Below are 25809 nucleotides of genomic sequence, written 5' to 3' on the forward strand. Positions count from 1 at the left end.
GCCGGCCAGCCTGGTGGCTGACGGGCGGGCGCTCGAGGGGGGCGTCAGGCGCGGTGCCGGCCGTGCTCGCTGGTCTCGGCGTCACCGGGCCGGCCGACCGGCGGGGCGGTGGACGTCGGAGCCGCGGCGCCGACCGCCTGCACGGCGTGCTCGCCGCCGTCGGCCACCGGGCCGGGGCCGGCGGTCTGCTCGGCCGCCTGCCGGGCCTGGATGCCGGACTTGTTGCTCAGCGCCAGCTGCGGCAGGAACAGGAACACGAAGAACCCGAGCGCCACGACGCACGCGGCGATGAGGAACACCAGGTCGATCGAGTTCGAGAACCCGGTCTTGAAGGGCAGCGCGAGGAACGACGGCAGCTGCTGGATGAACGACGTGTCCGACAGGTCGCCGCCGGCCTGCAGCTGGCCGCTCTGCACCGCCTCGGCGACCCGGGGGTCGGACGCCGCGGCCGAGGCCACCGCCTCCTCGATGTCCACCGGCAGGCGGCTGAACAGCACCGACAGGAACGCGGCGGTGCCGATCGTGCCGCCCATCTGGCGGAAGAAGGTCACCGACGAGGTGGCCACACCCATCTCCCGCGGGGAGACGGCGTTCTGCACGGCGAGGATGACCGGCTGGAAGTTGAAGCCCAGGCCCAGGCCCATGAGGACCATGAAGGGCACCAGGGTCCACACCGAGGTGTCGGCGTCCACGACGAAGGACATGCAGACCAGCGCGACGGTCATCAGCGCGATGCCGACCAGCGGGAACACCTTGTACTTGCCGGTCTTGCCGATGGCGATGCCGGAGCTCATCGCGCCGGTCATGATGCCGGCGACCAGCGGGATCATCTGCAGGCCGGCGACCGTGGCGCTGGAGCCGTGCACGATCTGCAGGTACTGCGGCAGCAGCAGCAGGCCACCGAACATGCCGGCACCCATCACCACGCTGCCGATGCTGCTGACCGAGAAGCTGCGGTTGCGGAACAGCCGCAGCGGCAGCAGCGCCTCGTCCTGGTAGGACCGCTCGGCCAGCAGGAACAGCACGAACCCGACGGCGCCGATGACGTAGCAGGCCAGCGAGCGGCCCGAGTCCCAGCCCCAGATCCGGCCCTGCTCGGCGACGATGAGCAGCGGCACCAGGAAGGTGATCAGCGCCAGCGCGCCCGGCCAGTCGATCCGGTGGTCGCGGCGCTCGTGCGGCAGGTGCAGCACGCGGAAGACGGCGACGAAGGCCACCAGGCCCAGCGGCACGTTGATCATGAAGATCCACCGCCAGCCGTCGAAGCCCAGCAGCGAGGTCTGGCCCGCGAAGAACCCGCCGATGACCGGCCCGAGCACGCTGGACGTGCCGAACACGGCCATGAAGTAGCCCTGGTACCGGGACCGCTCCCGCGGCGGCACGATGTCGCCGATGATGGCCAGCGCCAGCGACATCAGGCCACCGGCGCCGATGCCCTGGACCGCCCGGAACGCGGCCAGCTCGTACATCGAGTTCGCGATGCCGCACAGCACCGAGCCGACGACGAAGATCCCGATGGCGAACAGGTAGAACGGCCGCCGTCCGTAGATGTCGGAGAGCTTCCCGTAGAGCGGGGTGGCGATCGTCGAGGTGATGAGGAAGGCCGTGGTGGCCCACGCCTGCAGGTCGTAGCCCTGCAGGTCGTCGGCGATGGTGCGGATGGCGGTGGACACGACCGTCTGGTCGAGGGCCGCGAGGAACATCGCCACCATCAGCCCGACGAGGATCGTGACGATCTGGCGGTGCGTGAAGGCGCCGTCCGTGCCGGGGGCGGCGGCCGCCGCCCGGGCGTCCCTCCGCTCGGCGGAGGTGGTGCGGGTGCTTCGGGTCATGGCTTCTCTCTGGGGGACGGGACGGGCGCGGCGGTCGGCTCGGTGGGCAGGGACGAGGCCAGGTCGTCCAGCAGCCGGCCGAAGAGCGTGGTGAAGGCGGTCAGGTCGGCGGCCGGCCAGTCGGCGGTGACGCGGGCCAGGTGCGCCTCCCGCTCGCTGCGGAGCTGTTCGAGTGCTTCGCGGCCGGCGTCGGTGACGACCAGCCGGCTGGCCCGGCCGTCGGTCTCGTCGGCGACCCGCTGGACCAGACCGTGCTCGATCAGCGTGGCCACGTGTCGGCTGACCGTCGACGGGTCGGCGTGGACGAGGTCGGCCAGCGCCCCCTGCCGCAGCGGGCCGAGCCGGACGAGCGGGAACAGCAGCACCAGCGCCGCGCGGTCGCGGCGTTCGGCCACCTGTGCGGTCTTGAGGGCGTGCACCAGGCGCATGAAGCGCGGCAGCTGCTCGCCCAGGGTGCGCAGCTGGGCGAGCCGCTCGTCGTCGAGCCCGGTGGGGTCGGGCGCGCCAGGGGACACGGGAACTCCGGGGGACGGGGCGGAGGGAACACGTGCACGCTACAACCGGTTGTGCGTAGCAAGCAATCAGTTGTACGGCGCATACAAGTGAGGTGGGCCACGGCCGGGAGGCCGTCGGCGGTGGGATCCTGGAGGGGATACCCGCCGCCGGCCCGCTCACCCGCGTCGCGAACCGCGCGTCGCACGCCGTGCCCCCGCGAGATCTGGAGAACCCCGTGACGCCCGCGCCCGACGACCTGCGCACACGGCTGGCCGGGCTGACCCTCGAGGACGAGCACCGGCTGGGCCGCCGTCTCGACGGCACCCGCCGCACGAGGGACGCCGACGCGCGGGCCCGGCAGCGGTCCGCGATCGCCGCCGACGTCGCCCGGGCGGAGGAGCGCATCGCCCGGCGTCGCGCCGCCGTCCCGGCGGTCACCTACCCCGCCGAGCTGCCGGTCAGCGCGCGCCGGGAGGACATCGCGGCCGCGCTGCGGAACTCGCAGGTGGTCGTCGTCGCCGGCGAGACCGGGTCGGGCAAGACGACGCAGCTGCCCAAGATCGCCCTGGAGATCGGGCGCGGGGTCCGCGGGCGGATCGGCCACACCCAGCCGCGGCGGATCGCCGCGCGGACCGTGGCCGAGCGGATCGCCGAGGAACTGGGCACGCCGCTGGGCGACGTCGTCGGCTGGAAGGTGCGCTTCACCGACCAGGTCAGCGACACCACGCTGGTCAAGGTCATGACCGACGGCGTGCTGCTCGCCGAGATCGCCCGCGACCGGCTGCTGCGCCAGTACGACACGCTCATCATCGACGAGGCGCACGAGCGCAGCCTCAACATCGACTTCCTGCTCGGCTACCTCGCGCAACTGCTGCCGAAGCGGCCCGACCTCAAGCTGGTCATCACCTCGGCGACCATCGACGTCGAGCGGATCGCCAAGCACTTCGGTGTGGACGGCGCCGAGGTGCCGGTCGTCGAGGTCAGCGGGCGCACCTACCCGGTGGAGGTCCGCTACCGGCCGGTGGTCGACCCCGACGCCCCCGAGGGGGACCCCGCCGCCGACCCCGACCGCGACCAGGTCGGCGCGATCGCCGACGCCGTCGACGAGCTGGTCGCCGAGGGGCCGGGCGACGTGCTGGTCTTCCTCGCCGGTGAGCGGGAGATCCGCGACACCGCCGACGTCCTCGGCGAGCGGTTCCCGTCGGCCGAGGTCGTGCCGCTCTACTCGCGGCTGTCCGCGGCCGACCAGCACAAGGTCTTCGCGCCGCACACCGGGCGGCGCATCGTGCTGGCCACCAACGTCGCCGAGACCTCGCTGACCGTGCCGGGCATCCGCTACGTCGTCGACACCGGCGTCGCGCGGATCTCCCGGTACAGCGCGCGGCTGAAGGTGCAGCGGCTGCCGATCGAGCCGATCAGCCAGGCCTCGGCGCGGCAGCGCTCCGGCCGGTGCGGGCGCACCTCGGAGGGCATCGCCGTCCGGCTCTACACCGAGGAGGACTTCGAGAGCCGGCCGGAGTACACCGACCCGGAGATCCTGCGCACCAGCCTGGCCTCGGTGCTGCTGCAGATGGCCGCGCTCGACCTCGGCGACGTCGAGGACTTCCCGTTCATCGACCCGCCCGACCGGCGCGCCGTCGCCGACGGACTGGCCCTGCTCGAGGAGCTCGGCGCCCTGGACGGGGACGGCCGGCTGACGCCGACCGGGCGGGCGCTGGCGACCCTGCCGCTGGACCCGCGCATGGCCCGCATGGTGGTCGAGGCCGACCGGCGCGGCGTGCTGGAGGAGGTCCTGGTCATCGCCGCGGGGCTGACCATCCAGGACCCCCGCGAGCGGCCCAGCGAGCACCAGCAGGCCGCCGACCAGATGCACGCCCGGTTCGCCGACGAGAACTCCGACTTCCTCGCGCTGCTCAACCTGTGGCGGTACCTCGGCGAGCAGCAGGAGGCGCTCTCCGGCAGCCAGTTCCGCCGGACGATCAAGCGCGAGTTCCTGCACTACCTGCGCATCCGCGAGTGGCAGGACCTCTACGGCCAGCTGCGCAGCACCGCCCGGCGTCTCGGCATGCAGACCGGTGAGCTCGCCGCCGAGCCCGACGAGCGCGGCATCCACACCGCGCTGCTGGCCGGGCTGCTGTCCCACGTCGGCGTCCAGGTGGAGGATTCGAAACGCAAGGACGGCGACCGCCGCCGCGGCGGCCGGGAGTACCTCGGCGCCCGCAACGCCCGCTTCGTCCTCGCGCCCGGCACCCCGCTGGCGAAGAAGCCGCCGCGGTGGGTGGTCGCCGCCGAGCTGGTGGAGACCAGCCGGCTGTTCGCCCGCACCGTCGCCCGGATCGACCCCGAGGTCGTCGAGCGGCTGGCCGACCACCTGGTCAAGCGGCAGTACTCCGAGCCCCGCTGGGACGCCAAGCGCGGGTCGGTCGTGGCCACCGAGCGGGTCACCCTCTACGGCATCCCGCTGGTCGTCGGCCGCCGCGTGCAGTACGGCTCGATCGACCCCGTCGTCTCCCGCGAGCTGTTCATCCGGCACGCCCTCGTGCAGGGCGAGTGGACCACCCACCACCGGTTCTGGCACGACAATCAGAAGGCGATGGCGCGGGTCGCCGCGCTGGAGGAGCGGGCCCGCCGCCGCGACATCCGGGTGGACGACGAGACGCTGTTCGAGCTCTACGACGCGCGCATCCCCGCCGACGTCGTCTCCACCCGGCACTTCGACAAGTGGTGGAAGACCGCCCGCCGCGAGCAGCCGGACCTGCTCACCTTCACCCCGGAGCTGCTGACCAACGCCGCAGCGGCCGGGCAGGTGCGGGTCGAGGACTTCCCGGACGAGGTGCCGCTGACCCAGGGCCTCACCCTGCCGCTGTCCTACGCGTTCGCGCCGGGGACCCCGCAGGACGGCGTCACCGTCGACGTCCCGCTGGCGGTGCTCGACACCGTCGCCGAGCGGACGTCGGGGGAGTCGCTGGCCTTCACGGTGCCCGGGCTGCGCGAGGAGCTGGTCACCGCGCTGCTGCGGACGCTGCCCAAGCAGTTCCGGCGGGCGCTGGTCCCCATCCCGGACCGTGTGCGCGAGGTCCTGCCGCACATCGCGCCGGCCGAGCCGCTGCTGCCGGCGCTGGAGCGGGAGCTGCGGCGCGCGGCCGGGGTCGTCGTCCCGCCCGACGCCTGGCAGCCCGGCCAGGTGCCCGACCACCTGCGGGCCACCTTCCGGGTCGTCGACGACCGCAAGCGCGCCCTGGCCACCGGCAAGGACCTGCAGGCGCTGCGCCGGCAGGTGGCGCCGCAGGCCCGGGCCAGCCTCGCGGCCGCGGCGGCCGACGTCGAGCGCGCCGGGCAGACGGCGTGGACCTTCGGCACCCTGCCGCGCACGGTCGATGTCCGCCGCGGGGGGCACGTGGTCACCGCCTACCCGGCCCTGGTCGACGAGGGCGCCACCGTGGGCGTGCGGGTGGTCGCCACCGAGGTGGAGGCGACCCGGCTGTCGTGGCGCGGCGCCCGCCGGCTGCTGGTGCTGGTCGCCGGGTCGCCGACCCGCCAGGTGGTGAAGGGGCTCTCGCCGAAGAGCCGCCTGGCGCTGCAGTTCAACCCGGACGGGGAGATCCCCGCCCTGGTCGACGACTGCGTCGACGCCGCCGCCGACGAGCTGCTCGCCGCGGCGGGCGGACCGCCGCGGGAGGAGGCCGCCTTCGCCGCGCTGGTGCAGACCGCGCGCGCCGAGCTGCTGCCCCTGACCACCGACACCCTGCGCCGGGTCGAGGCGGTGCTGACCCAGGCCCGCGAGGTCGCGGTCGCGATCGGGGCCGCGCCGGGACGTCGGGTGCCCGAGGCGGCGATCGCCGACCTGCGCCGCCAGATGGGCGGCCTGCTGCACCGGGGCTTCGTCGCCACGGCCGGGCGGCGCCGGCTGCCCGACCTGGTCCGCTACCTCAAGGCGATGGCCCACCGGCTGGAGAAGCTGCCGGCCAACGCCGTCCGCGACGAGCTGTGGACGGCGCAGGTCGCGGCGGTGACCGCGGAGTTCGAGGAGCTGCGCCGGCAGGTGCCCTCGACCGGGGCGCCCGACGACCCGGTCGCACGGGTGCGCTGGATGATCGAGGAGCTGCGGGTCGGGCTGTTCGCCCAGACGATCGGCACGCCGCGGCCGGTCTCCGAGCAGCGGGTCTACAAGGCGATCGACCAGCTCATCGCCTGAGCGGCCCCCCTGCCGAGTCCCGCCGCCGGTCCCGTCCAGAGGCTCGCCACGGCCCCGTCCCGGGTCCCGCCCTGAGTTCGCGCAGGGTGGGGAGGACGGGGTCCTCCTCCGGTGAGGGGGCCGGGGTCCTTCGACTAGTCGGCGGCGACGCGGTCGCGCAGCAGCGCGGAGATGCGCTGGCGGGTGACGCCGAACAGCGCGGCGATCCGGTTGATGCTGACCTGCTCTGACTGGAGGGCGTGGGCCTGCTCCCGCCGCCACGTCCCGCCCGCGGTGGCCAGGGTCGCCATCACCGAGCTGATCTGCTCCACGACCAGCGGGCGGCGCTCCTCGGTGACGATGTCCAGCCACCGCCGTCCGGCGCCGCGCTCCTCCAGGAGCTGCTCGGCCCGGTCCCGGGCCGAGTTCAGCTGGTCGATGCAGGTGTCCAGCTCGGTGACCAGCGTGCGCAGCGCCTCGACCGCGGTGTCCCCCGGTCGCCCGCCGTTCTCTTCGGCCGCCACGACGTCCCCCTCCTGCCCGCTCGGATCGGGCACAACTGCATAGGACACTACCTGTCTCAACCCGAGTTGCGTGCAACGGACCCTGCCCGGCAAGCCCGGTTGCGCCGGCGCGCCCGGTACGACGGGTCGGTGGTTTGCCCCGGGCGGCTCACGGGGAGGGCGCAGGGGACCGAACCAGCGAGGAGGAGTGGCATGAGCGAGCCGACCGGCCACACCGAGCAGGCGGGCGAGGGGCTCTCCGACGAGGAGATGGTCCGCACCGTCGCCGAGCAGACCGACAGCGCGTCCGAGCACGCCGACGTGGCGGGCAAGGACTGGGACGGCGACCCGAGCGCGGCCCCCGACCCGAACAGCTGACCTGCACCGGCGCCCGCTCGTCGCCGACCGCTGCGGGCGGGCGCCACCTGCCAGACTGCGCAGGACACCGGGAGGGCGCGCGTGGACACGAGGCCGGCACCGCCCGTGGGCAGCCCTGCCCTCCCGGGGACGACGGTCGAGCGCCGCCGTCCCGCCGCGCTCGGCCCCGCCCGGACGGCGGCCCGCTGGATGGTGCGGCACGGGCTGCCCGGCGCCTACCTGGCCCGCGCGGCACGCCGCGGTGACCTCGTCGGCCGCCTGCTGCGGGACCCCGCCGCGCGCGCCGACCCCTACGACCTCTACGAGCAGCTGCGGGCCCGCGGACCGCTCGCGCCGAGCGTCCTGGGGCCGGTCACGACGTCGCACGCGGTGACCTCGGAGGTGCTCCGGTCGGACCGCTTCGGGGTGGGCTTCGACTGGTCGGCCGCGCCGCGGGGCCTGCGCTGGGCGCTGGAGTTCGGCGACGACCCGGCCGCCACCGGCGTCGCCGAGCCGCCCTCGATGCTGGTCGTGGACCCGCCCGACCACACCCGGTACCGGCGGCTGGTCAGCCGCGCCTTCACCCCGCGGGCGACGGCCGCGGCCGAGCCGATGGTGCAGCGGACCGCCGAGGCGCTCCTCGACGCGGTGGAGCCGGCGGCCGGTGGCGTCGTCGACCTCGTGGCCGCCTACGCCGCGCCGCTGCCCGTGCTGGTCATCGCCGACCTGCTCGGCGTGCCCGCCGACCGCCAGGAGGACTTCCTGCGCTGGGGCGCCGGCGCGGCCGCCACCCTCGACCCCGGGCTGCCGCTGCGCCGCTTCGTCGCCGCCGACCGGGCCGTGCGGGCGCTGCACGGCTTCCTCGGCGAGCACTTCGCCCGCCTGCGCCGGGACCCGGGCGAGGACCTCGTCAGCCGTCTGGTCACCGCTCCCGAGGAGGAGCGGCTCTCCGACCGGGAGCTGCACGCCACCGTCATGCTGCTGCTCGGCGCCGGCTTCGAGACGACGGTGAACCTGCTGGGCAACGCCGTCGTGCTGCTCGACGCCCACCCCGACCAGCGGGCGGCGCTGCTGGCCGACCCCTCGGGCTGGCCCGCTGCCGTCGAGGAGGTCCTCCGGTACGACAGCCCGGTGCAGATCACCGGCCGCTCGGTGCGCTCCGACGCGGAGCTGGCCGGCGTCCGGCTGCCCGCCGGCTCCCGGGTGACCCTGCTGCTCGGTGCGGCCAACCGCGACCCTGCCGTCTTCCCCGACCCCGGCCGCTTCGACGTGACCCGGCCCAACGCCCGCGACCACCTGGCCTTCTCCGCCGGCATCCACTACTGCCTCGGCGCGGGCCTGGCCCGGATGGAGGCCGCCGTGGCGCTGCGCGCCCTCTTCGAGCGCTTCCCCGGGCTGCGGGTGTCCGGCCGCCCGGTCCGGCGGGACCTGCAGACGCTGCGCGGCTTCGAGCACCTGCCGGTGACCCTCCGCTGACCTCAGGCGGTGCTGGGCTCCCGGGGGCTCTCCTCGACCCGTACGACGGCGTCGCGCGCCGCGCCCCAGCCCGCCCAGGCCATCGGCACGAGCAGCACCAGCAGCAGCGCCACCGGCCACGTCCAGCCGCCGGTGCGGTCGTGCAGCCAGCCGAGGACCAGCGGCCCGGCCGCGGCCATCAGGTACCCGAGGCACTGCGCGACGCCGCCGAGCCGGGCCGCGGTGAGCGGCGTGGGACTGCGCAGGACGATCAGGGTGAGCGCCAGGGCGAAGCCGCTGCCCTGGGCCAGCCCGAACGCCGCCACCCAGAGCAGCGTGCCCGACCCCGGCGCCAGCAGCAGGCCACCCAGACCGACCACGTAGGCGACGAGCACCACGAGGACCAGCGGTCGCTGGGTGGTCATCCGCCCGGCCTGGGCGGGCGCGAGCAGCGCGCCGCCGGCGCCCACGACGTTGCACAGGCCGAGCATCAGGCCGCCCTCCGACACCGGGACGCCGGCGTCGGCCAGGAGCGTGGGCAGCCACGCGGCGACCGAGTAGAACTGCACGCTCTGCAGGCCGATGTAGGCGGTCACCTGGCGGGCCAGCGACTGGCGCAGCAGCACCCACGAGCCGCCGCCCGGCAGGGGCTCCCGCGCGGCGCGGGCCCGCCGACCGGTGCCGGCCACCGGCAGCCACAGGGCCAGCGCGGCCAACGCCAGGAGCAGCCAGGCGGCCAGCGCCGTGCGCCACTCCCAGCCGAAGGCCGCCGCGAGCGGCACGGTGACGGCCGCGCCGACCGCCGCCCCGACGTTCAGCGACGCGGAGTACAGGCCCATGACCAGTCCCGGGCGGGTCGCCTCGCGCTTCACGTAGGCGGGCATCAGCACGTTGGCCAGCGCGATCGCCGCGCCGGCGAGCAGGCTCCCGGCGTAGAGCAGCGCCACGGGGGAGAGGAGCCGCAGCGCGATGCCGGCGGCCAGCAGCACCAGGGACGCCGCCACCGCCAGCTCCAGCCCGATGCGCCGCGCGAGCCGGGGGGCGACCGGGGCGAACGCGCCGAAGCAGAGCACGGGGAGGGTGGTCAGCAGCCCGGCCATCGCGGAGGACAGCCCGGTCTCAGCGCGCAGGTCGCCCAGCACCGGTGCCACGGAGACCACGGCCGGCCGCTGGTTGAGGGCCACGGCCACGACCGCGGTGACGAACAGCAGCGCGGCCCCGCGGGAGCGCGTCGTCCCCCCGGCGTCCATCCCGGTCAGCTCACCACACCCGGGGACGACACGTGGGCTCCGCGGGGTGATTCCGCAGGATGGGAGGGGGTTGGCGAAGGGCCGCCCGGGCGGAGATAGTGACCGCGGTCTCTCGCCCGACGGAAAGTGAGCGCATGAGCATCCTCGGTACCCGCGTGGTCCGCACGGAGGACCCGCTGTTCCTCACGCGTGGTGCGATCTACACCGACGACCTGGTCGACGACCGGCTCACCGGTGCGCTGCACGCCACCTTCGTCCGTTCCCAGGTCGCGCACGGGCGGATCCTGTCCGTCGACGCCTCCGCCGCCCGTGAGGCGCCCGGCGTCGCCGCTGTCTACACGGCGGAGGACTGCACCGACCTCGCCCCCATCCCGACCGGCCTGCCGATGGTCCCGGAGGCCATGGAGCGGCCCTGGCTGGCGAAGGACAAGGTCCGCTTCGTCGGCGACATCATCGCCGTCGTCCTCACCGAGGACCGCTACCAGGGCGAGGACGCCGCGGAGCTCGTCTCCGTCGACATCGACCCGCTGCCGGCCGTGGTCACCACCGCCGATGCCGCCGCCGACGAGGTGCTGCTGTTCGAGGAGGCCGGGACCAACGTCGCGGCCCAGTTCGGCGGCCCGCCGCCGGAGGACTTCTTCGACGGCTGCGAGGTCGTCGTCCGGCAGACCGTCAAGAACCAGCGGGTGGCGCCCGTGCCGCTCGAGACCCGCGCGGCCGCCGCGGCGTGGGGTGAGGACGGCCGGGTCACCATCTGGTGCACCAACCAGGGCGCGCAGCAGGCCAAGGGGCAGATCGCCGGCTGGCTCGGCGTGGACCCGGAGCGGGTGCACCTGAGCACCCCGGACGTCGGCGGTGGCTTCGGCGCCAAGATCGGCGCCGACCCCGAGTACGCCTTCGTCGCCTGGCTGGCGCAGAAGGCCGGGCGGCCGGTGCGCTGGACCGAGAACCGCTCGGAGAACATGCTCGGCATGCTGCACGGCCGCGGCCAGGACCAGCAGGTCGCCATCGGTGGCCGCCGCGACGGCACCATCGAGGCCTACGCCATCCACGTCGACCAGGAGGCCGGCGCCTACCCGCGGGTCGGGGTCATCCTGCCGACCCTCACCATGCTGATGGCCGCCGCCACCTACGCGTTCCCGAAGGTGCACGCCTCGGCGCGGGTGCTGGTCAACAACGCCACCTCGATCGGCGCCTACCGCGGCGCCGGCCGCCCCGAGGCGACCGCCGCCGTCGAGCGGGCCATCGACGTGTTCGCCGCCGAGATCGGGATGGACCCGGCCGAGGTCCGCCGGAAGAACCTCGTCCCGTCCTTCTCCGAGCCGCACACCACCCCGTCGGGCGCCACCTACGACTCCGGCGAGTACGTGGCGGCGCTGGAGAAGGCGCTGGAGGCGGCCGGCTACGAGGAGCTGCGCGCCGAGCAGGCCCGCCGGCGCGAGCAGGGCGAGGTCAAGCAGCTGGGCATCGGCCTGTCGACGTACGTCGAGATCACCGGGGCCGACACCGGCCTCGGTGCAGGGGAGTCTGCCGAGCTCGAGGTGCACCCGGACGGGACGGCCACCGTGCTGACCGGTACCTCCCCGCACGGCCAGGGGCACGCCACCGCGTGGGCGATGCTCGCCAGCGACCAGCTGGGCATCCCTGTCGAGAAGATCACCGTGCTGCACGGCGACACCGACCGGATCCCGCGCGGCGGCGGCACGATGGGCTCGCGCAGCCTCCAGCAGGGCGGGGCCGCGGTGCACCAGGCGGCCACCGAGCTGATCGAGCTGGCCAAGCAGCGCGCCGCCGAGCAGCTGGAGGCCGACCCGGCCGACCTCGAGGTCGACCTGTCCGCCGCGGGCCTGGCGGTGCGCGGCACCCCGGGCTCGGGCATCACCTTCGCCCAGCTCGCCGAGAACGAGCCGCTGGTCGTGCAGACCCGGTTCGAGGCGGCGGCGCCGACGTTCCCCTTCGGCGCGCACGTGGCCGTCGTCGAGGTGGACACCGAGTCGGGCAAGGCCGAGCTGCAGCGGCTGGTGGCCGTCGACGACGCCGGCATCATCGTCAACCCGCTGCTCGCCGAGGGGCAGCGGCACGGCGGGTACGCGCAGGGGGTGGCGCAGGCGCTGCTGGAGGAGGTCCTCTACGACGCCGACGGCAACCCGCAGACCGCCACGCTGGCCGACTACCCGTTCGTCTCGGCCACCGAGCTGCCGAGCTTCGAGCTGGTCGACATGGCCACGCCCACGCCCATCAACCCCCTGGGCGCCAAGGGCATCGGCGAGGCCGGGACGATCGGGTCCACGCCCGCCGTCCACAACGCCGTCATCGACGCCGTCGCGCACCTCGGCGTCCGGCACATCGACATGCCCACCACCCCGATGAAGGTGTGGCGGGCCATCCAGCAGGCCCAGCAGGGAGGCAGCAACGCATGAAGGTCTCGATGACCGTCAACGGTCAGCAGCGCACCGACGAGGTGGAGCCCCGTCTGCTGCTGGCGCACTACCTGCGTGAGGTGTGCGGGCTCAAGGCCACGAACATCGGCTGCGACACCACCTCGTGCGGTGCGTGCACCGTCATCGTCGACGGCCTCTCGGTGAAGTCGTGCACCGTGCTGGCGGCGCAGACCGACGGCGCGCAGGTGACCACGCTGGAGGGCCTGGCCGGGCCGGACGGCGAGATGCACCCGATGCAGAAGGCGTTCCGCGAGGAGCACGGTCTGCAGTGCGGGTTCTGCACCCCCGGCATGGTGATGGCCGCGATCGGCGTCCTCGCCGACAACCCCGACCCCAGCGACCGGGAGGTCCGCGAGGGCCTGGAGGGCAACCTCTGCCGCTGCACCGGCTACCACAACATCGTCCGGGCGGTGCGGAGCGCGGCCCAGGCCGGCCCCGCCGCCGGTCAGGTGCCGCAGAACCAGGAGGTGGCCCGATGACCGAGCTCGCGAGGGCATCCGAGGACACAGCATCCCGGGTCATGTACCCGACGAGCGCCAGCGAGGAGTGGGCATGATCCCGGGGCCGTTCGAGTACGTCCGGCCCGCGTCGGTCGAGGAGGCCATCGCCGCCCTCGTCGAGCACGGGGACGACGCCAAGATCATGGCCGGCGGGCACTCGCTGCTGCCGATCATGAAGCTCCGGCTGGCCATGCCCGCCGTCGTCATCGACATCAGCCGGATCCCCGGGATGTCCTACGTCCGCGTCGACGGGGACGAGGTGGCCATCGGCGCGGGCACCCGGCACCACGAGCTGGAGAAGGACGAGGTCGCGAAGGCCGAGGTGCCGCTCCTGCCCTACGTCGCCAGCCAGGTCGGCGACCCGCAGGTGCGCCACCGCGGCACGATCGGCGGCACTGTGGCGCACAGCGACCCGGCGTCGGACCTGCCCACGGCGCTGCTGGCGCTGGGCGGCACCGTGGTCGTGCAGGGCCCCAACGGGCGCCGGAGCATCCCGCTGACCGAGTTCTGGCTGGGCTTCTTCGAGACGGCGCTGTCCGAGGACGAGGTGATCGTCGAGATCCGCGTGCCGCGCACCGGGTCGGCCGGCTGGGCCTACGAGAAGTTCACCCGCCGCGCCAACGACTGGCCGATCGTCGCCGCCGCCGCGGTGGACGGCCGGGTGGCGCTGGCGAACATGGCCGGGACGGTCGTTCGGGCCACCGCGACGGAGGAGGCCCTCGCGCGGGGCGCCTCCATCGAGGAGGCGGCGGCCCTGGCCGACGAGGGCACCTCGCCGGGCGCGGACATGCACGCCGACCAGGAGTACCGCCGGCACCTCGCCCGGCTGCTCACCCGGCGGGCGCTGGAGAAGGCGGCCGGGGCTCCCGCAGCCGCCGCCTGAACGAGGGCCCCCACCAGGGGCCACGACGCCGCCGGGAGCTCGGTGCTCCCGGCGGCGTCGTCGTGTCGTCGAGGCGACGGCCGTCCCGCCTCCGCCTTGCGGGTGTTCCTCGTGCTGTGCCGGTCCCGCAGGACCCGCACCGCAGGAGGAACCCCGGCAATGCGCCCCGACCCCGGCCCGCTGGGGCTCCGCGCCCGCCCGCTGGGGTGCCCCCAGCCCGGCCCGCTGCGGGCCTCCGCTCAGCCGGCGGGGGTGAGCATCCCGGCGCCGACGGTGGCGTTCGTGGCCTCGTCGACCAGGATGAACCGGCCGGTGACCCGGTTGCGGGTGTAGTCGTCGACGAACAGCGGCTGGGTGGCCCGCAGCCGCACCCGGCCGATGTCGTTGAGCCCCAGCTCGGTCGCGTCGGTGTCGCGGTGCAGCGTGTTGACGTCCAGCCGGTAGGCCAGGTCCTTGACCATCGCGCGGACCGTGCGGGTGGTGTGCTTGACCGCGATCCGCTGGCGGGGGCGCAGCGGCTCGTCGGCCATCCAGCAGACCAGCGCGTCGAGGTCCTGCGTGGCGGTCGGGGAGTTCTCCGTCCGGCAGATGAGGTCGCCGCGGGAGACGTCGAGGTCGTCGGCCAACCGCACGGTCACCGACATGGGCGGGAACGCCTCGTCCACCGGGCCGCGGGGGCCGTCGATGGCGGCGATCGTCGTCGTCAGGCCGCTGGGCAGCACCTGCACCTCGTCGCCCGGGCGGAGCACGCCGCTGGCCACCGTGCCGGCGTAGCCGCGGTAGTCGTGGTGCGCGTCGGACTGCGGCCGGATCACGTACTGCACCGGGAAGCGGGCGTCGGTGAGGTTGCGGTCGCTGGCCACGTGCACGTGCTCGAGGTGGTGGATGAGCGTCGGCCCCTCGTACCACGGGGTGTTGGGGGAGTGCGTCACCACGTTGTCGCCGTGCAGGGCGGAGATCGGGATGACGGTCACGTCGGGCACGCTGAGCTTGGCCGCGAAGGCGCTGAACTCGTCGGCGATGGCGTCGAAGGCCTCCTGCGACCAGCCGACGAGGTCCATCTTGTTGACCGCGACCACCAGGTGCGGCACCCGCAGCAGCGAGGCGAGGAACGCGTGCCGGCGGCTCTGCTCGAGCATGCCCTTGCGGGCGTCGACGAGCACGATGGCCAGGTCGGCGGTCGAGGCGCCGGTGACCATGTTCCGGGTGTACTGCACGTGGCCCGGGGTGTCGGCCAGGATGAACGTCCGCCGCGGCGTGGCGAAGTAACGGTAGGCGACGTCGATGGTGATCCCCTGCTCGCGCTCGGCGCGCAGGCCGTCGGTGAGCAGCGCGAGGTCGACGAAGTCGCCCTTGCTGGCGCGGGCGACCGCCTCGTACTGGTCCTCGAAGATCGCCTTGCTGTCGAACAGCAGCCGGCCGATCAGCGTGCTCTTGCCGTCGTCCACCGAGCCGGCGGTGGCGATGCGCAGGATGTCCTTGCGGGACGTCGCGAGCTCGACGGCGTGCTCGGCGAGGGCCGAGTGGACGTCGACGGCGCCGTCCGCGTCGAGGGGCACGGTGTTCTCGTCAACGGGAGCCATCAGAAGTAGCCCTCCTTCTTCCGGTCCTCCATGGCGGCGTCGCTGACCTTGTCGTCACCGCGGGTCGCGCCCCGCTCGGTCATGCGGGTCACCGCGATCTCGGCGATGACCTCCTCGACGGTCGTGGCCTCCGACCGCACCGCGGCGGTGAGGTTGGCGTCGCCGACCGTGCGGTAGCGGACCGTCGCCCGGAACGGCTGCTCGCCGTCCTTCGGGCGGATGAACTCGTTGACCGCGTAGAGCATCCCCTGCCGCTCGACGACCTCCCGCTCCTGCGCGAGGTACAGCGGCGGGATGGCGATCTGCTCGCGGGCGATGTACTGCCAGATGTCGAGCTCGGTCCAGTTCGACAGCGGGAAGACGCGGATCGACTCGCCGAGGTGGATCCGGCCGTTGTAGAGGTCCCACAGCTCGGGGCGCTGGTTCTTCGGGTCCCACTGGCCGAACTCGTCGCGGAAGGAGAAGACCCGCTCCTTGGCGCGGGCCTTGTCCTCGTCGCGGCGGGCGCCGCCGAACAGCGCGGTGAAGCCGTGCTCCTCCACCGCGTCGAGGAGCACCGGCGTCTGGATCCGGTTGCGGGAGCCGTTGGGCTCCTCCTTGACCAGGCCCTTGGCCATCGCGTCGGGGACCGAGGCGACGATCAGCTGCACGCCGAGCTCGGCGACCCGCTTGTCGCGGAACTCCAGCACGTCGGCGAAGTTCAGGCCGGTGTCGACGTGCATCACCGGGAACGGGATGCGAGCCGGCGCGAACGCCTTGCGCGCCAGCTCGAGCATCACGATCGAGTCCTTGCCGCCGGAGAACAGCAGCACCGGCCGCTCGAGTTCGGCGGCCACCTCACGGATCACGTGGATGGACTCGGCCTCCAACGTCTCCAGTTGGGAGAGCCGGTAGTCGGGAGTGGTCACGCGGAAGGACTCCGGGGCGTCGGGGACAGAACTCGAACCAGCACCAACCGCACCGGTTCGGGGGAGATTCCCGCCCACCAGTGTCCGTCATGGGCTCACCGCGGCGGCTGTGACCCCGCTCGCACCGCCGTCAGGAGCCGGTCGGCGAGCTCCGGGCGGCAGACCACCAGGTCGGGCAGGTAGGGATCGGGCCCGTTGTAGCGCAGCGGGGAGCCGTCCAGCCGGACGGCGGTCAGCCCCGCGGCGCGGGCGACGGCGACCGGCGCGGCCGAGTCCCACTGGTACATCCCGCCGGCGTGCACGTAGGCGTCCACCTCGCCGCGGACGACGGCGGTCACCTTGTAGCCGGCCGACCCCATCGGCACGACCTCGGCGTCCAGGGCGGCCGCGGCCAGGTCGGCCTCCTGCGGCGGACGGGTGCGGCTCACCGCGATGCGCAGCCGGCCGTCCCGGGCGACGGGCGGTGCCGGTGCCGGCTCGGTCACCAGGACCTCGTCGAGCCCGGGCAGGGCGACCGCGGCGGCAGCCAGGTCACCGCCGGCCCACAGGGCGACGTGCACCGCCCAGTCCGGGCGGCCCTCGCCGTACTCGCGGGTCCCGTCGAGCGGGTCGACGATCCACACCCGGTCGGCCGACAGCCGCCGGTGGTCGTCGACCGCCTCCTCGCTGAAGACGACGTCGTCCGGGCGCCGGTCGGCGAGCAGGCCGGTGATCGCGGCCTGGGCGGCGGCGTCGCCGGCGTCGCCGAGCTCGCGGCCGGTGAACCGTCCCTCCTCGCGCAGCTCCAGCAGCACCGCGGCTGCGGCGCGGGCGGCCGCGGCCGCCACCTGGACGTCGCTCATGCCCGGTCCGCCAGCGCCGTGGCGTCCGTCGGCCGCCCGGGCGGGGCGTGCCGGCCGGAGGCGTCGGTGATCGCACCGAAGTAGTCGGCGTGCAGCTCCTCGCGGGGCATGACGAAGATCCCGGAGGCGGCCACGAGCACCCGGTCGGGCGCCTCGGCGGTGGCGATGGTGCCGGTGACGACGCACTTGCGGCCGGCCGCCTCCACCACCCGGGCCCGCAGGACCAGGGGCGTCGAGAGCGGCACCGGACGCCGGTAGTCGACCTCCAGCCGCACCGTCATGCCCCACATCCCCGCGGCGATGGCGGCGGAGCCGAGCAGCTGGTCCATGAGCATGCTGCTCATCCCGCCGTGCACGTAGCCGGGCGGCCCCTCGTAGGCCATGCCCAGCGTCGCCTCGGCGACCACGCCGTCGTCGGTGCGGCGGATCCGCAGCGGCGGCGCCAGCGCGCTGCCCACGCCGCTCACCGGGTTGTAGACGCGCCGGAAGACCAGCGGGTCGTCGAGGGCCGGCAGCTGTGTCGGCGGGCGCTGGGCCGCCGCCAGGCGGGCGGCGGTGGCGCGGGCCTCGGCGGCCGCGGCGCGCAGGTCGGCGGCGGGCGCCGTGGTGCGCACCGAGGCGTCCACCAGCTCGCGCAGCACGCTGCCGAGCTCGGTCACCGCCGCCATCAGGTCGGCGTCGTAGGGCTGCCCGCCCGCGTCGGAGTCCACGGGCGGACGGTAACGAGCCGCTACTGCGGCGCGGGCCCCCACCCCGTGGCCGGGACGTCGCCGCCGGGACCGCCGGCCGGTCCGGCCGGCCCCGAGCGCGGCAGCCGCACGGTGAAGGCGGCGCCCCGGCCCGGAGCGGTGTCCAGGTGCACGGTGCCGCCGTGGGCGGCCACCAGCGCCGAGACGATCGCCAGCCCGAGGCCGGTGCCGCCCGCCGTCCGGGCCCGCGAGGGGTCGGCGCGGTAGAACCGCTCGAACACGCGCGCGGCGTCCTCGGGGGCCATGCCCGGGCCCTCGTCCGCCACCCGGAGGACGACGGTCCCGCCGTCCTCGCCGTCCGCGGCCTCGTCGGAGATGCTGACGGTGACCGGCGCGGTCGGCGGCGTGTGGACCAGCGCGTTGGTGACCAGGTTCCCGACCACCTGGCGCAGCCGGGCCTCGTCGCCGAGCACGACCGGCAGCTCGCTGAGCCCCTCGTCCACGTGCAGGGTGATCGACCGCTCCGGCTGGACGGCGCGCGCGTCGTGCACCGCGTCCCCGGCCACCTCGGCGAGGTCGACCGGCGCGATGGACAGCGGGCGCTGCTGGTCGAGGCGGGCCAGCTGCAGCAGGTCCTCCACGAGGACCCCCATCCGGGCGCCCTCGGACTCGATCCGCTGCATCAGCCGGGCGGTCTCCTCCGGCGTGCCCACCGCGCCCTGCCGGTACAGCTCGGCGAACCCGCGGATGGAGGTGAGCGGTGTGCGCAGCTCGTGGCTGGCGTCGGCGACGAAGCGACGCATCCGGGTCTCCGACGCCCGGGCCTGCTCCTCGGAGGCCTGCTGGGCGCGGAAGGCCCGCTCGATCCTGCTGAGCATGCCGTTGAGCGCGGTGGTCAGCCGGCCCACCTCGGTCCGGTCGTCGCCCTCGGGGACCCGCTGGGACAGGTCCCCGGCGGCGATCGCCCGCGCCGTCCGCTCCACCTCGGCCAGCGGCCGCAGGCTGTTGCGGACCAGCAGGTAGCCGGCCGTCCCGAGCAGGACCAGCACGATGAGCCCGACGACGACCTGGATCCGGACCAGCCGGCCGATCACCCGCTCGTCGCCGGCCAGGTCCGAGCCGACGAGTGCGGTCCAGCCCTCGGGGAGGTCCACGGCGGCGATCCGCCAGGCCGTGTGGTCGTCCTCGGCGGGCACGGTGAACATCCGCGCCTCCTCGGGGCCGTCGTCCTCCTCCGGGCCGTCGTCCTCCTCGGGGCCGTCGTCGTCCAACTTGTGGGACAGGACGTCGAGGTCGGGCCGCCGCCCCGGGTCGTTGACCGGGCCGAGCACGAGGACGAGGTGGTCCTCGTCCGGCGGCAGGCAGCCCAGGTAGTCCGGCGACGGGTAGCCCGGGCCGCCCTCGGTGCACTGGTCGAGCACCCGCCAGGGGTCGCGGGCGACGCTCTCGGCGCTCAGCCGCAGCTGGGCGTCCTGCTGCCCGGTGAGGTAGCCGCGCAGCAGTGACGTCGCGGCCAGTCCGGTGGCGGCCAGGGCCACCGTGACCAGCGCGACGAGGAGGGCGACGAGGAGGATCCGCAGCGGGATGCGGGCGCCTCCCGGCGCAAGAGCGGGCGCTCGACCGCTCACGACGTCACCGGTTCGCCACCGCGGGGCGTTCCGCTCCTCGCTCGCTGCGACCCCGGTCGCCTCCGCGGTCGCTCCGCTCCTCGCTCGCTGGCGCTCGCTGCGATGCTCACTCCCTGTCGGCTTCGTCGCCCGCTGCGGTGCCCGCGCCCCTGTCCGCTCACGTACCGCGGGGGAGCCGCAGCGTGTACCCCACGCCCCGGATGGTGTGCAGCAGTCGCGGCTCGGTCGTGTCGACCTTGCGCCGCAAGTAGGAGATGTAGGACTCCACCACGTTGGCCTCGCCGTTGAAGTCGTAGTTCCAGACGTGGTCCAGGATCTGCGCCTTCGACAGCACGCGCCCGGCGTTGGCCATCAGGTAGCGCAGCAGCTTGAACTCGGTGGGCGACAGGCTGACCACCTGGCCGGCCTTGATCACCTCGTGCGACTCCTCGTCGAGCTCGATGTCGGCGAAGGACAGCCGCGGGGTCTCCGCGGCGCGCTGCTGGCCGGTGCTGCGGCGCAGCACCGCCCGGATCCGGGCCAGCACCTCGTCGAGGCTGAACGGCTTGGTCACGTAGTCGTCACCGCCCAGGGTGAGGCCGGAGACCTTGTCCTCGTTGGCGTCGCGGGCGGTGAGGAACAGCACCGGGGTGTGCCGGCCGCTCTCCCGCAGGCGGCGCACGACGCCGAACCCGTCCAGCCCCGGCATCATGACGTCGAGCACGAGCAGGTCGGGGCGGAAGGACGCCGCCATGGCCAGCGCCTGCTGCCCGTCGGCGGCCGTGGCCACCTCGAACCCGGCGAAGCGGAGGCTGGCGGACAGCAGCTCGCGGATGTTGGGCTCGTCGTCCACCACGAGGAGGCGCGCCTCCGGTGCCGAGCTCCTGCCGGTGCTGGTCACAGCACCTCCCGTCGAACGTGCAGCCGTCGTCATGGTCCCCAGGGTGGAGCCGGGTGCTTGGTCTCCCCTGGGCGGCACCTGTGAGGAGTCTGGACGCCGGTCAGGTGGTGGGGGACATGGCGCGCCCCCGCCGCCAGTAGCCGATGGCGTGGTGCTGCGCCCGCCCCAGGCCCCAGCGACCGCGCAGGTCGGCCCGGACGGTGCGGACGACGCCGGACTCGGCCGCCACCCAGGCGAAGACGTCGTCCCCCTCCGGCCGGTCCATCCCCGCGAGGGCGTCGGCGATCACCGTGCTCTCCCCCGGGGGCGTGCCGCCGCGGTGCAACCAGCGCACCTCCACGCCGTCCGGCGCGGGCAGCGGCTGCTCCTCCGCGGCGTCGGCGACCTCCACCAGGGCGAGCCCGCGGGTCGACGGTGCGGCCTCGGCGAGGATCCGGGTGATCGCCGGCAGCGCGGTCTCGTCCCCGGCCACCAGCAGCCACCCGGCGGGCCGCTCGCCCAGGGGCCCGCCACCGGCGACGGCGACCGACGCGCCGGGGACCGCGGCCGCCGCCCAGGCCGCCGCCGGGCCGTCCCCGTGCAGCACGAAGTCGATCTCCACCTCGCCGCGCTCGACGTCCTGGCGGCGGGCGGTGTAGCTGCGCAGGCTCACCCCGTGGGAGCCGGCGGGCCAGACGATCCGGCCGTCCCGGGCGACCTCGGGCCAGCGCGGGTCGGGGTCGCCCACCCGCGGCACCAGCAGGGAGATGGTCGGCCCGGCCGCGGCGACCGCCGCCGGCGTGCCCGACAGCAGCACCCGGCGCACCGAGGGGGTGACGTCGCTGACCGAGACGACGGTGAGGACGTCGACCGGGCGGGTCGGGCCGGGCGCGGTCGGAGCGGGGGTGCTGGCGGTCATCTCGGGCCCAGCCTAGAACGGGCCGACCCGGCCGACCCCGGGGGAATGGAGTCGACCGGGCCGGCGATCGAGGACGGCCCACGTGACCGTGGGTAGTCGCTGCCCCCTGTCCGAACTGCACCGATGGGGGAGCGTTCTCCGTCGACGGCAACGCTACGTGACCGCTCGTCGTTTGCCACTGCCCGCACGGGTGATGCGACGTTCCGAACGGGTGATGTGTGCCCCGGGCGCCTGGGGGGCAGGGGCAGGGGGACAGCGACGAGCGCCGGGAGCGACGGATGGCAGACGAGTTCAGCAAGGGCGACCACGTCACCTGGAACAGCCACGGCAGCAAGGCCGAGGGCACCGTCAAGCGCAAGATCACCGAGGAGACCGAGGCGTCCGGGCGGAAGGTGAAGGCCAGTCCGGAGGAGCCCCAGTACGAGGTCGAGAGCGACAAGAGCGGCAGGACGGCGGTGCACAAGCCCGGCGCGCTGCACGAGAAGTGACAGGCCAACGAGGAGGAGAACGACCGTGAGCGAGACCGGGGACCAGTTCGCCGGAGTGTCGGCACGCAGCACCAAGCACAGCCCGCGGCTCGACGAGGAGCTCGAGCACGAGACCCAGGGGATGCTCCGGGCCGAGCGGGCGACCCGCGCGGAGGAGTGGCGCGAGGTCGAACCGGTCGCGGAGGGCGACCCCGACCTGACCGCCGACCCGCAGGGCACCCTCGTCGGCGGCACCCCGGTCGGCATGGACGCCGACGCGGTCGTCCGCCGCGCGGAGCTCGCCCGGTGGCTCGACCGGGCCGACTTCCCGAGCGACGGCCCGGCGCTGGTGGAGGCAGCCCTGGACCACCGGGCTCCTGACAACGTCGTCGACGAGCTCCGGCGGCTGCCCGAGGGCGAGACCTACAAGCGGATCGGCGACGTCGTCCGCGCCCTCGGCTACCCCACCGAGACCTGATCGGCCGGCGGTCAGGAGCCGGTCCGCTCCGGCTCCTGACCGTCCGAGGCGGTCCGCTCGGCCGCCTCGCGCTCCTCGTCTTCGGCGACCTCCTCGGCTCCGCGGCGGCGGAACAGCCGTGAGCCGGGGAACCCCTTCACCACGTGCCGCAGGTCCTGCATCGTGTCGAGCAGGTCGTGGACGTCGGTGCCCACGTTCCCGAGGGACTCCACGATCGGGAGGATGTCCTCGTCGAGGTGCCGCATGAGCTGCGGCAGCCGATCGATGAACGTGACGACCGCCTCGACCTCCGCCGGGTCGACGCTCGCGGCCAACCGCCGCACCGCCGGCGCGAGCGCCAGGAGGGGTTCCTCGTACGTGTCGACCAGCGGGTCGACCCGGCCGAGCAGGCCCTCGGTCGCGGAGACCGCACCGTCGGCCCGGGCGATGGTGCCGTCCACCGCCGTGATCGCCGCATCGGCGCGCTCCTGCGTCGTCCCTACTGCGGTGATCGCCGCATCGGCGCGCTCCTGCGTCGCCCCCACTGCAGTGATGGCGTCGTCGGCTCGCTGCTGGGTGGCGCCGACGGCGCTGATCGCGTCGTCCGCCCGTTGCTGGGTGCGGCCCACGGCGGCGATTGCGTCGTCGGCCTTCTGCTGGGTGGCGCCCACGGCGGCGATGGCGTCGTCGGCCCTCTGCTGGGTGGCGCCCACGGCGGTGATGGCGTCGTCGGCCCTCTGCTGGGTGGCGCCCACGGCGGTGATGGCGTCGTCGGCCCTCTGCTGGGTGGCGCCCACGGCGGTGATCGCGTCGTCCGCCCGTTGCTGGGTGGCGCCCACGGCGGCGATCGCGTCGTCGGCCTTCTGCTGGGTGGCGCCCACGGCGGCGATGGCCTCGTCGGCGGCGCGCTGGGTCTGACCGACCGCGCGAACGAGGTCGTCGGCCCGGCTGCGGGTGCCCTCCACCGCGGTGACCTCGCCGTCGACCCGGTCGAGGAGCCCCTCGATGCGGTCCACCACCCCGGTGACCCGGTCCAGCAGCGTCTCGACACGGCCCACGACCGTCCCGATCCTGGGGACGAGGGCCAGCGCCTCGGTGACGCCGTCGCGGAGGCCCTCCACCGCGGAGATCACGTCGGACGGTCCCGGGACGAAGGGCAGCTTCACCCGGGGGACGGTACGACCGCGTCGGGAGTACCGCGCGGCGATCTCCGCGCGTCGGCGGGGAGGACGGCGATCCGCCCGTATCGTGGACAGTTGCCGCGACCGCGCGCGGGCAGTGCCGCCTGCGCCCGTGCGGAGAGACGGCACGGGCCAGGGCGACACCTCGACGAATGGGAAGTCGGCACACGTGGGGGACAAGCGGACGCGCGACGACGCGGGGGACGGTCGGACGCCCGGGCGTCTCCTCGGCCGGCGGCGTCCGGCCGAGCAACCGGCGGCGGACCCGGCCCAGCCGGTGCGCGAGCCGATCACCGTCGAGCAGCTGATCGCCCGGCAGGGCGGTGAGGTGGGCCGCCGGCGCGCTGCCCGCACCGGTGAGATCCCGCTGCCGCTCGCCGTCGGGGAGCAGCCCCCACCGCACCGGCGCGGCCTGCCGCCGGTGCCCGCGGAGGACGCCCGGCCCGCCCGCGACGGAGCCGGCCCCACCGACCAGACCCCCGCGGCTCGGCGCGGCCTCCCGCCGCTGCCCGGTGCCTCCGCGGGTGTCGTGGGGAGCGGCCAGCCCGGCCCGGAGGCCGACCAGGCTCCGCGGCCCGACCGAGCTCCGGAGCCGGCGGCGGCCGCGGAGGCCCCGCCGCGCAGCGGTCTGCCTCCCGTCCCGCCGTCGCCCGTGCGGGCCTCCACGCCGCTGTTCCCGCCGCTGGGCGACCAGCCGCCCGGGTACCGGCCGTCCCGGCCGATCGCCCCGCTGCCGCCGATCCCGGGCCGTGACGTCCCCCTCGCGGGCGCGACCCGGCTGGCCCCGCCGAGCCCGCGGGAGCGCCGGGCGGCCCGGCGTGCGGCCCGCAGCCCCGGCCGGCGCCGGCTGATCCGCGCGGCGCTCGGCCTGCTGGTCGTCGTGGGCGTCGTCGTCGGCTACCACCTGGGCCTGTACTTCTACGTCGACCAGAGCATCCAGCGGGTCGCGGCGCTGGCCCCCCAGGGGCCGGAGGTGCTCGCCCCCGGTCTGCAGGAGGGTGCGGCCACCTACCTGGTCACGGGTACCGGCCTGCCCGGTGCGGAGGGCCCGGCCGCCGTCGCCAGCCTGCTCGTGCACGTGACCGCCGACGAGCAGCGCGCGGTCCTGGTCAGCGTCCCGCCGACCGCCCTCGTCGACACGCCCGCCTGCGTCGGCACCGACGGCGAGCTGCGTGAGCCGACCACCGAGGCGTTCGCCTCCTCGCTGCTCGACGGAGGGCCGGCCTGCACGGTCCGCGCCGTCCAGCAGGTGACCGGACTGCGGATCGACCACTACCTCGGCGTCGACCTCACCCGCCTGCCCGGCATGGTCGACGCCCTCGGCGGGGTCGGCCTGTGCCTGCCCACGGTGACCGACGCCGTGGCCGCCTCGGCCCGTCCGCTCACGGCCGGCACCAGCGAGCTCTCCGGCGAGCAGGTCACCGGCTTCCTCACCGCCGGGGACGCCGGGTCCGACGTGACCGGGGCCGCGGTGGCCGAGCGCGCCCAGGTGCTGCTCACCTCCACCCTGCGGACGGCGATGTCGTGGGGCACCCTCGGCAACCCGGTGACCCTCACGCAGTTCCTCAGCCGCGCGTCCGACGCCCTGACCGTCGACGAGGGGACCACCCTCGGTGACCTGCGCACGCTGGCCGGCACCCTGGGCGACCTGTCCGGCGACGCGGTGCAGCGCACCGGCCTGCCGGTCTCCCAGGTCGGCTACGTCCCGGCCGGCACCGACCAGGCTCTGGTGGTGCTCGACGCCGACGGCACCCGCTCGCTGTTCGACGAGGTCATCGACGAGGGACGGCTGCCGGAGGAGGTCCTCGCGCAGCAGGCGGCCGACGACGCCCCCGCTGCCGCCCCCGCGCCCGAGGCCGCTGCCTCCGCGGCGCCCACCGCCGAGGGGGAGCAGCCCGCCGCTGCGCCGGCGCCACAGCCGCTGACGGTGGCGCCCGCCGGGATCACCGTCGACGTGCTGAACGGCACCGGCACCAGCGGGCTGGCCGCCACGGTCGCCGACCAGCTGCGCGCCCAGGGCTTCGGCGTCGGCCAGGTGGGCAACGAGCCGGGCACGGTCAACGAGACCCTCGTCCGCTTCGGCCCCGGCGCCGAGGAGCGGGCGCGCACCGTCGCGGCCGCCGTCCCCGGGTCGGTGCTGCAGGCCAGCGACACCATCGGCGACGGCGTGCAGCTCGTGCTGGGGCCCGGCTTCTCGAACGTCGTCCCCGTCGAGGTCCCGGCGCCGCCGCAGCCGGAGGCCGCCGAGGCCCAGCCGAGCAACGACACCCTCGCCGCGCCCGCCACCGAACCCGCCGCGAGCGAGTCCCCGGTCTCCTGCTGAGAACGCGAGAGGGGGCCGCCGCGGAGAACGCGGCGACCCCCTCTGTGCTCTCTGTCGTCCTCC

At 74.9% G+C, this 25809-nt stretch carries 21 protein-coding genes; 9 read left to right on the plus strand and 12 right to left on the minus strand.

Translation table 11 applies throughout. The features are described 5' to 3' along the window. Positions 1-44: 44 nt before the first annotated feature. Both ACI789_RS10520 and ACI789_RS10525 read right to left on the minus strand, forming a co-directional pair. Positions 45-1832 (minus strand): MDR family MFS transporter, encoded by a 1788-nt coding sequence (locus ACI789_RS10520; RefSeq protein ID WP_457008701.1) that lies wholly within the window; start codon positions 1830-1832, stop codon positions 45-47. Next, entirely contained in the window at positions 1829-2347 is a 519-nt protein-coding gene (locus ACI789_RS10525; protein ID WP_457008703.1) for a MarR family winged helix-turn-helix transcriptional regulator, read from the minus strand. Before ACI789_RS10525 ends, ACI789_RS10520 begins: the two co-directional genes overlap by 4 nt. Before the next feature lie 215 nt (positions 2348-2562). Here ACI789_RS10525 and hrpA point away from each other — a divergent pair, with 215 nt between their 5' ends. Then, the gene (gene hrpA / locus ACI789_RS10530; protein ID WP_457008705.1) at positions 2563-6522 is read left to right on the plus strand and encodes an ATP-dependent RNA helicase HrpA; all 3960 of its coding nucleotides are present in this window, start codon (positions 2563-2565) and stop codon (positions 6520-6522) included. A 134-nt stretch (positions 6523-6656) separates the two neighbouring features. Here the strand turns inward: hrpA and ACI789_RS10535 are convergent, their stop codons facing one another. After that, positions 6657-7025: a hypothetical protein gene (locus ACI789_RS10535; RefSeq protein WP_457008707.1), complete on the minus strand. Its 369-nt coding sequence runs from the start codon at positions 7023-7025 to the stop codon at positions 6657-6659. 192 nt (positions 7026-7217) lie between these two features. Here ACI789_RS10535 and ACI789_RS10540 point away from each other — a divergent pair, with 192 nt between their 5' ends. Next, a complete protein-coding gene (locus tag ACI789_RS10540; RefSeq protein ID WP_456907905.1) occupies positions 7218-7382 on the plus strand; it encodes a hypothetical protein in 165 nt (54 codons plus the stop codon). Between the two features lie 105 nt (positions 7383-7487). Next, a complete protein-coding gene (locus ACI789_RS10545) occupies positions 7488-8837 on the plus strand; it encodes a cytochrome P450 (RefSeq protein ID WP_457008709.1) in 1350 nt (449 codons plus the stop codon). Positions 8838-8839: 2 nt separating this feature from the next. On the opposite strand, the gene ACI789_RS10550 is transcribed toward ACI789_RS10545, so the two are convergent. Further along, complete coding sequence (locus ACI789_RS10550; RefSeq protein WP_457008711.1) at positions 8840-10066, minus strand: MFS transporter; 1227 nt, start codon at positions 10064-10066, stop codon at positions 8840-8842. Positions 10067-10200: 134 nt separating this feature from the next. Between ACI789_RS10550 and ACI789_RS10555 the strand changes: the two genes are divergently transcribed. From ACI789_RS10555 to ACI789_RS10565, 3 genes are all read left to right on the plus strand, one after another. Next, positions 10201-12486 (plus strand): xanthine dehydrogenase family protein molybdopterin-binding subunit, encoded by a 2286-nt coding sequence (locus ACI789_RS10555; RefSeq protein WP_457008713.1) that lies wholly within the window; start codon positions 10201-10203, stop codon positions 12484-12486. After that, on the plus strand, positions 12483-12986 hold the full coding sequence (locus ACI789_RS10560; RefSeq protein WP_457008715.1) for a (2Fe-2S)-binding protein: 504 nt from the start codon (positions 12483-12485) through the stop codon (positions 12984-12986). The genes ACI789_RS10555 and ACI789_RS10560 overlap by 4 nt, the downstream gene beginning before the upstream one ends. 73 nt (positions 12987-13059) lie before the next feature. After that, positions 13060-13890: an FAD binding domain-containing protein gene (locus tag ACI789_RS10565; protein ID WP_457008717.1), complete on the plus strand. Its 831-nt coding sequence runs from the start codon at positions 13060-13062 to the stop codon at positions 13888-13890. Positions 13891-14129: 239 nt separating this feature from the next. On the opposite strand, the gene ACI789_RS10570 is transcribed toward ACI789_RS10565, so the two are convergent. The 7 genes from ACI789_RS10570 to ACI789_RS10600 form a co-directional block, all read right to left on the minus strand. Further along, positions 14130-15473 carry a sulfate adenylyltransferase subunit 1 gene (locus ACI789_RS10570; protein ID WP_457008719.1) on the minus strand — a complete coding sequence of 448 codons (1344 nt, stop codon included), beginning with the start codon at positions 15471-15473 and terminating at the stop codon, positions 14130-14132. Then, positions 15473-16381 carry a sulfate adenylyltransferase subunit CysD gene (gene cysD, locus ACI789_RS10575; RefSeq protein ID WP_457008721.1) on the minus strand — a complete coding sequence of 303 codons (909 nt, stop codon included), beginning with the start codon at positions 16379-16381 and terminating at the stop codon, positions 15473-15475. Before cysD ends, ACI789_RS10570 begins: the two co-directional genes overlap by 1 nt. A 95-nt stretch (positions 16382-16476) precedes the next feature. Continuing rightward, on the minus strand, positions 16477-17223 hold the full coding sequence (locus ACI789_RS10580) for an inositol monophosphatase family protein (RefSeq protein ID WP_457008723.1): 747 nt from the start codon (positions 17221-17223) through the stop codon (positions 16477-16479). Then, positions 17220-17933, minus strand: coding sequence for a PaaI family thioesterase (locus ACI789_RS10585; RefSeq protein WP_457008725.1), 714 nt, complete (start codon positions 17931-17933; stop codon positions 17220-17222). The genes ACI789_RS10580 and ACI789_RS10585 overlap by 4 nt, the downstream gene beginning before the upstream one ends. 20 nt (positions 17934-17953) lie before the next feature. Next, positions 17954-19540 carry a sensor histidine kinase gene (locus ACI789_RS10590; RefSeq protein ID WP_457008727.1) on the minus strand — a complete coding sequence of 529 codons (1587 nt, stop codon included), beginning with the start codon at positions 19538-19540 and terminating at the stop codon, positions 17954-17956. Positions 19541-19697: 157 nt separating this feature from the next. Continuing rightward, positions 19698-20420: a response regulator transcription factor gene (locus ACI789_RS10595; RefSeq protein ID WP_457008729.1), complete on the minus strand. Its 723-nt coding sequence runs from the start codon at positions 20418-20420 to the stop codon at positions 19698-19700. 100 nt (positions 20421-20520) lie between these two features. Next, complete coding sequence (locus ACI789_RS10600) at positions 20521-21318, minus strand: siderophore-interacting protein (RefSeq protein WP_457008731.1); 798 nt, start codon at positions 21316-21318, stop codon at positions 20521-20523. Between the two features lie 278 nt (positions 21319-21596). Here ACI789_RS10600 and ACI789_RS10605 point away from each other — a divergent pair, with 278 nt between their 5' ends. Both ACI789_RS10605 and ACI789_RS10610 read left to right on the plus strand, forming a co-directional pair. After that, positions 21597-21806 carry a DUF2945 domain-containing protein gene (locus ACI789_RS10605; RefSeq protein ID WP_457008733.1) on the plus strand — a complete coding sequence of 70 codons (210 nt, stop codon included), beginning with the start codon at positions 21597-21599 and terminating at the stop codon, positions 21804-21806. Positions 21807-21831: 25 nt separating this feature from the next. Further along, positions 21832-22263, plus strand: coding sequence for a DUF2795 domain-containing protein (locus ACI789_RS10610; RefSeq protein WP_457008735.1), 432 nt, complete (start codon positions 21832-21834; stop codon positions 22261-22263). 11 nt (positions 22264-22274) lie between these two features. Here the strand turns inward: ACI789_RS10610 and ACI789_RS10615 are convergent, their stop codons facing one another. Beyond that, entirely contained in the window at positions 22275-23408 is a 1134-nt protein-coding gene (locus ACI789_RS10615) for a hypothetical protein (protein WP_457008737.1), read from the minus strand. Positions 23409-23700: 292 nt separating this feature from the next. Between ACI789_RS10615 and ACI789_RS10620 the strand changes: the two genes are divergently transcribed. After that, positions 23701-25746, plus strand: a complete 2046-nt coding sequence (locus ACI789_RS10620) for a LytR C-terminal domain-containing protein (RefSeq protein WP_457008739.1) — start codon at positions 23701-23703, stop codon at positions 25744-25746. Positions 25747-25809 lie beyond the last annotated feature (63 nt).

The organism is Geodermatophilus sp. SYSU D00965, assembly GCF_054050075.1.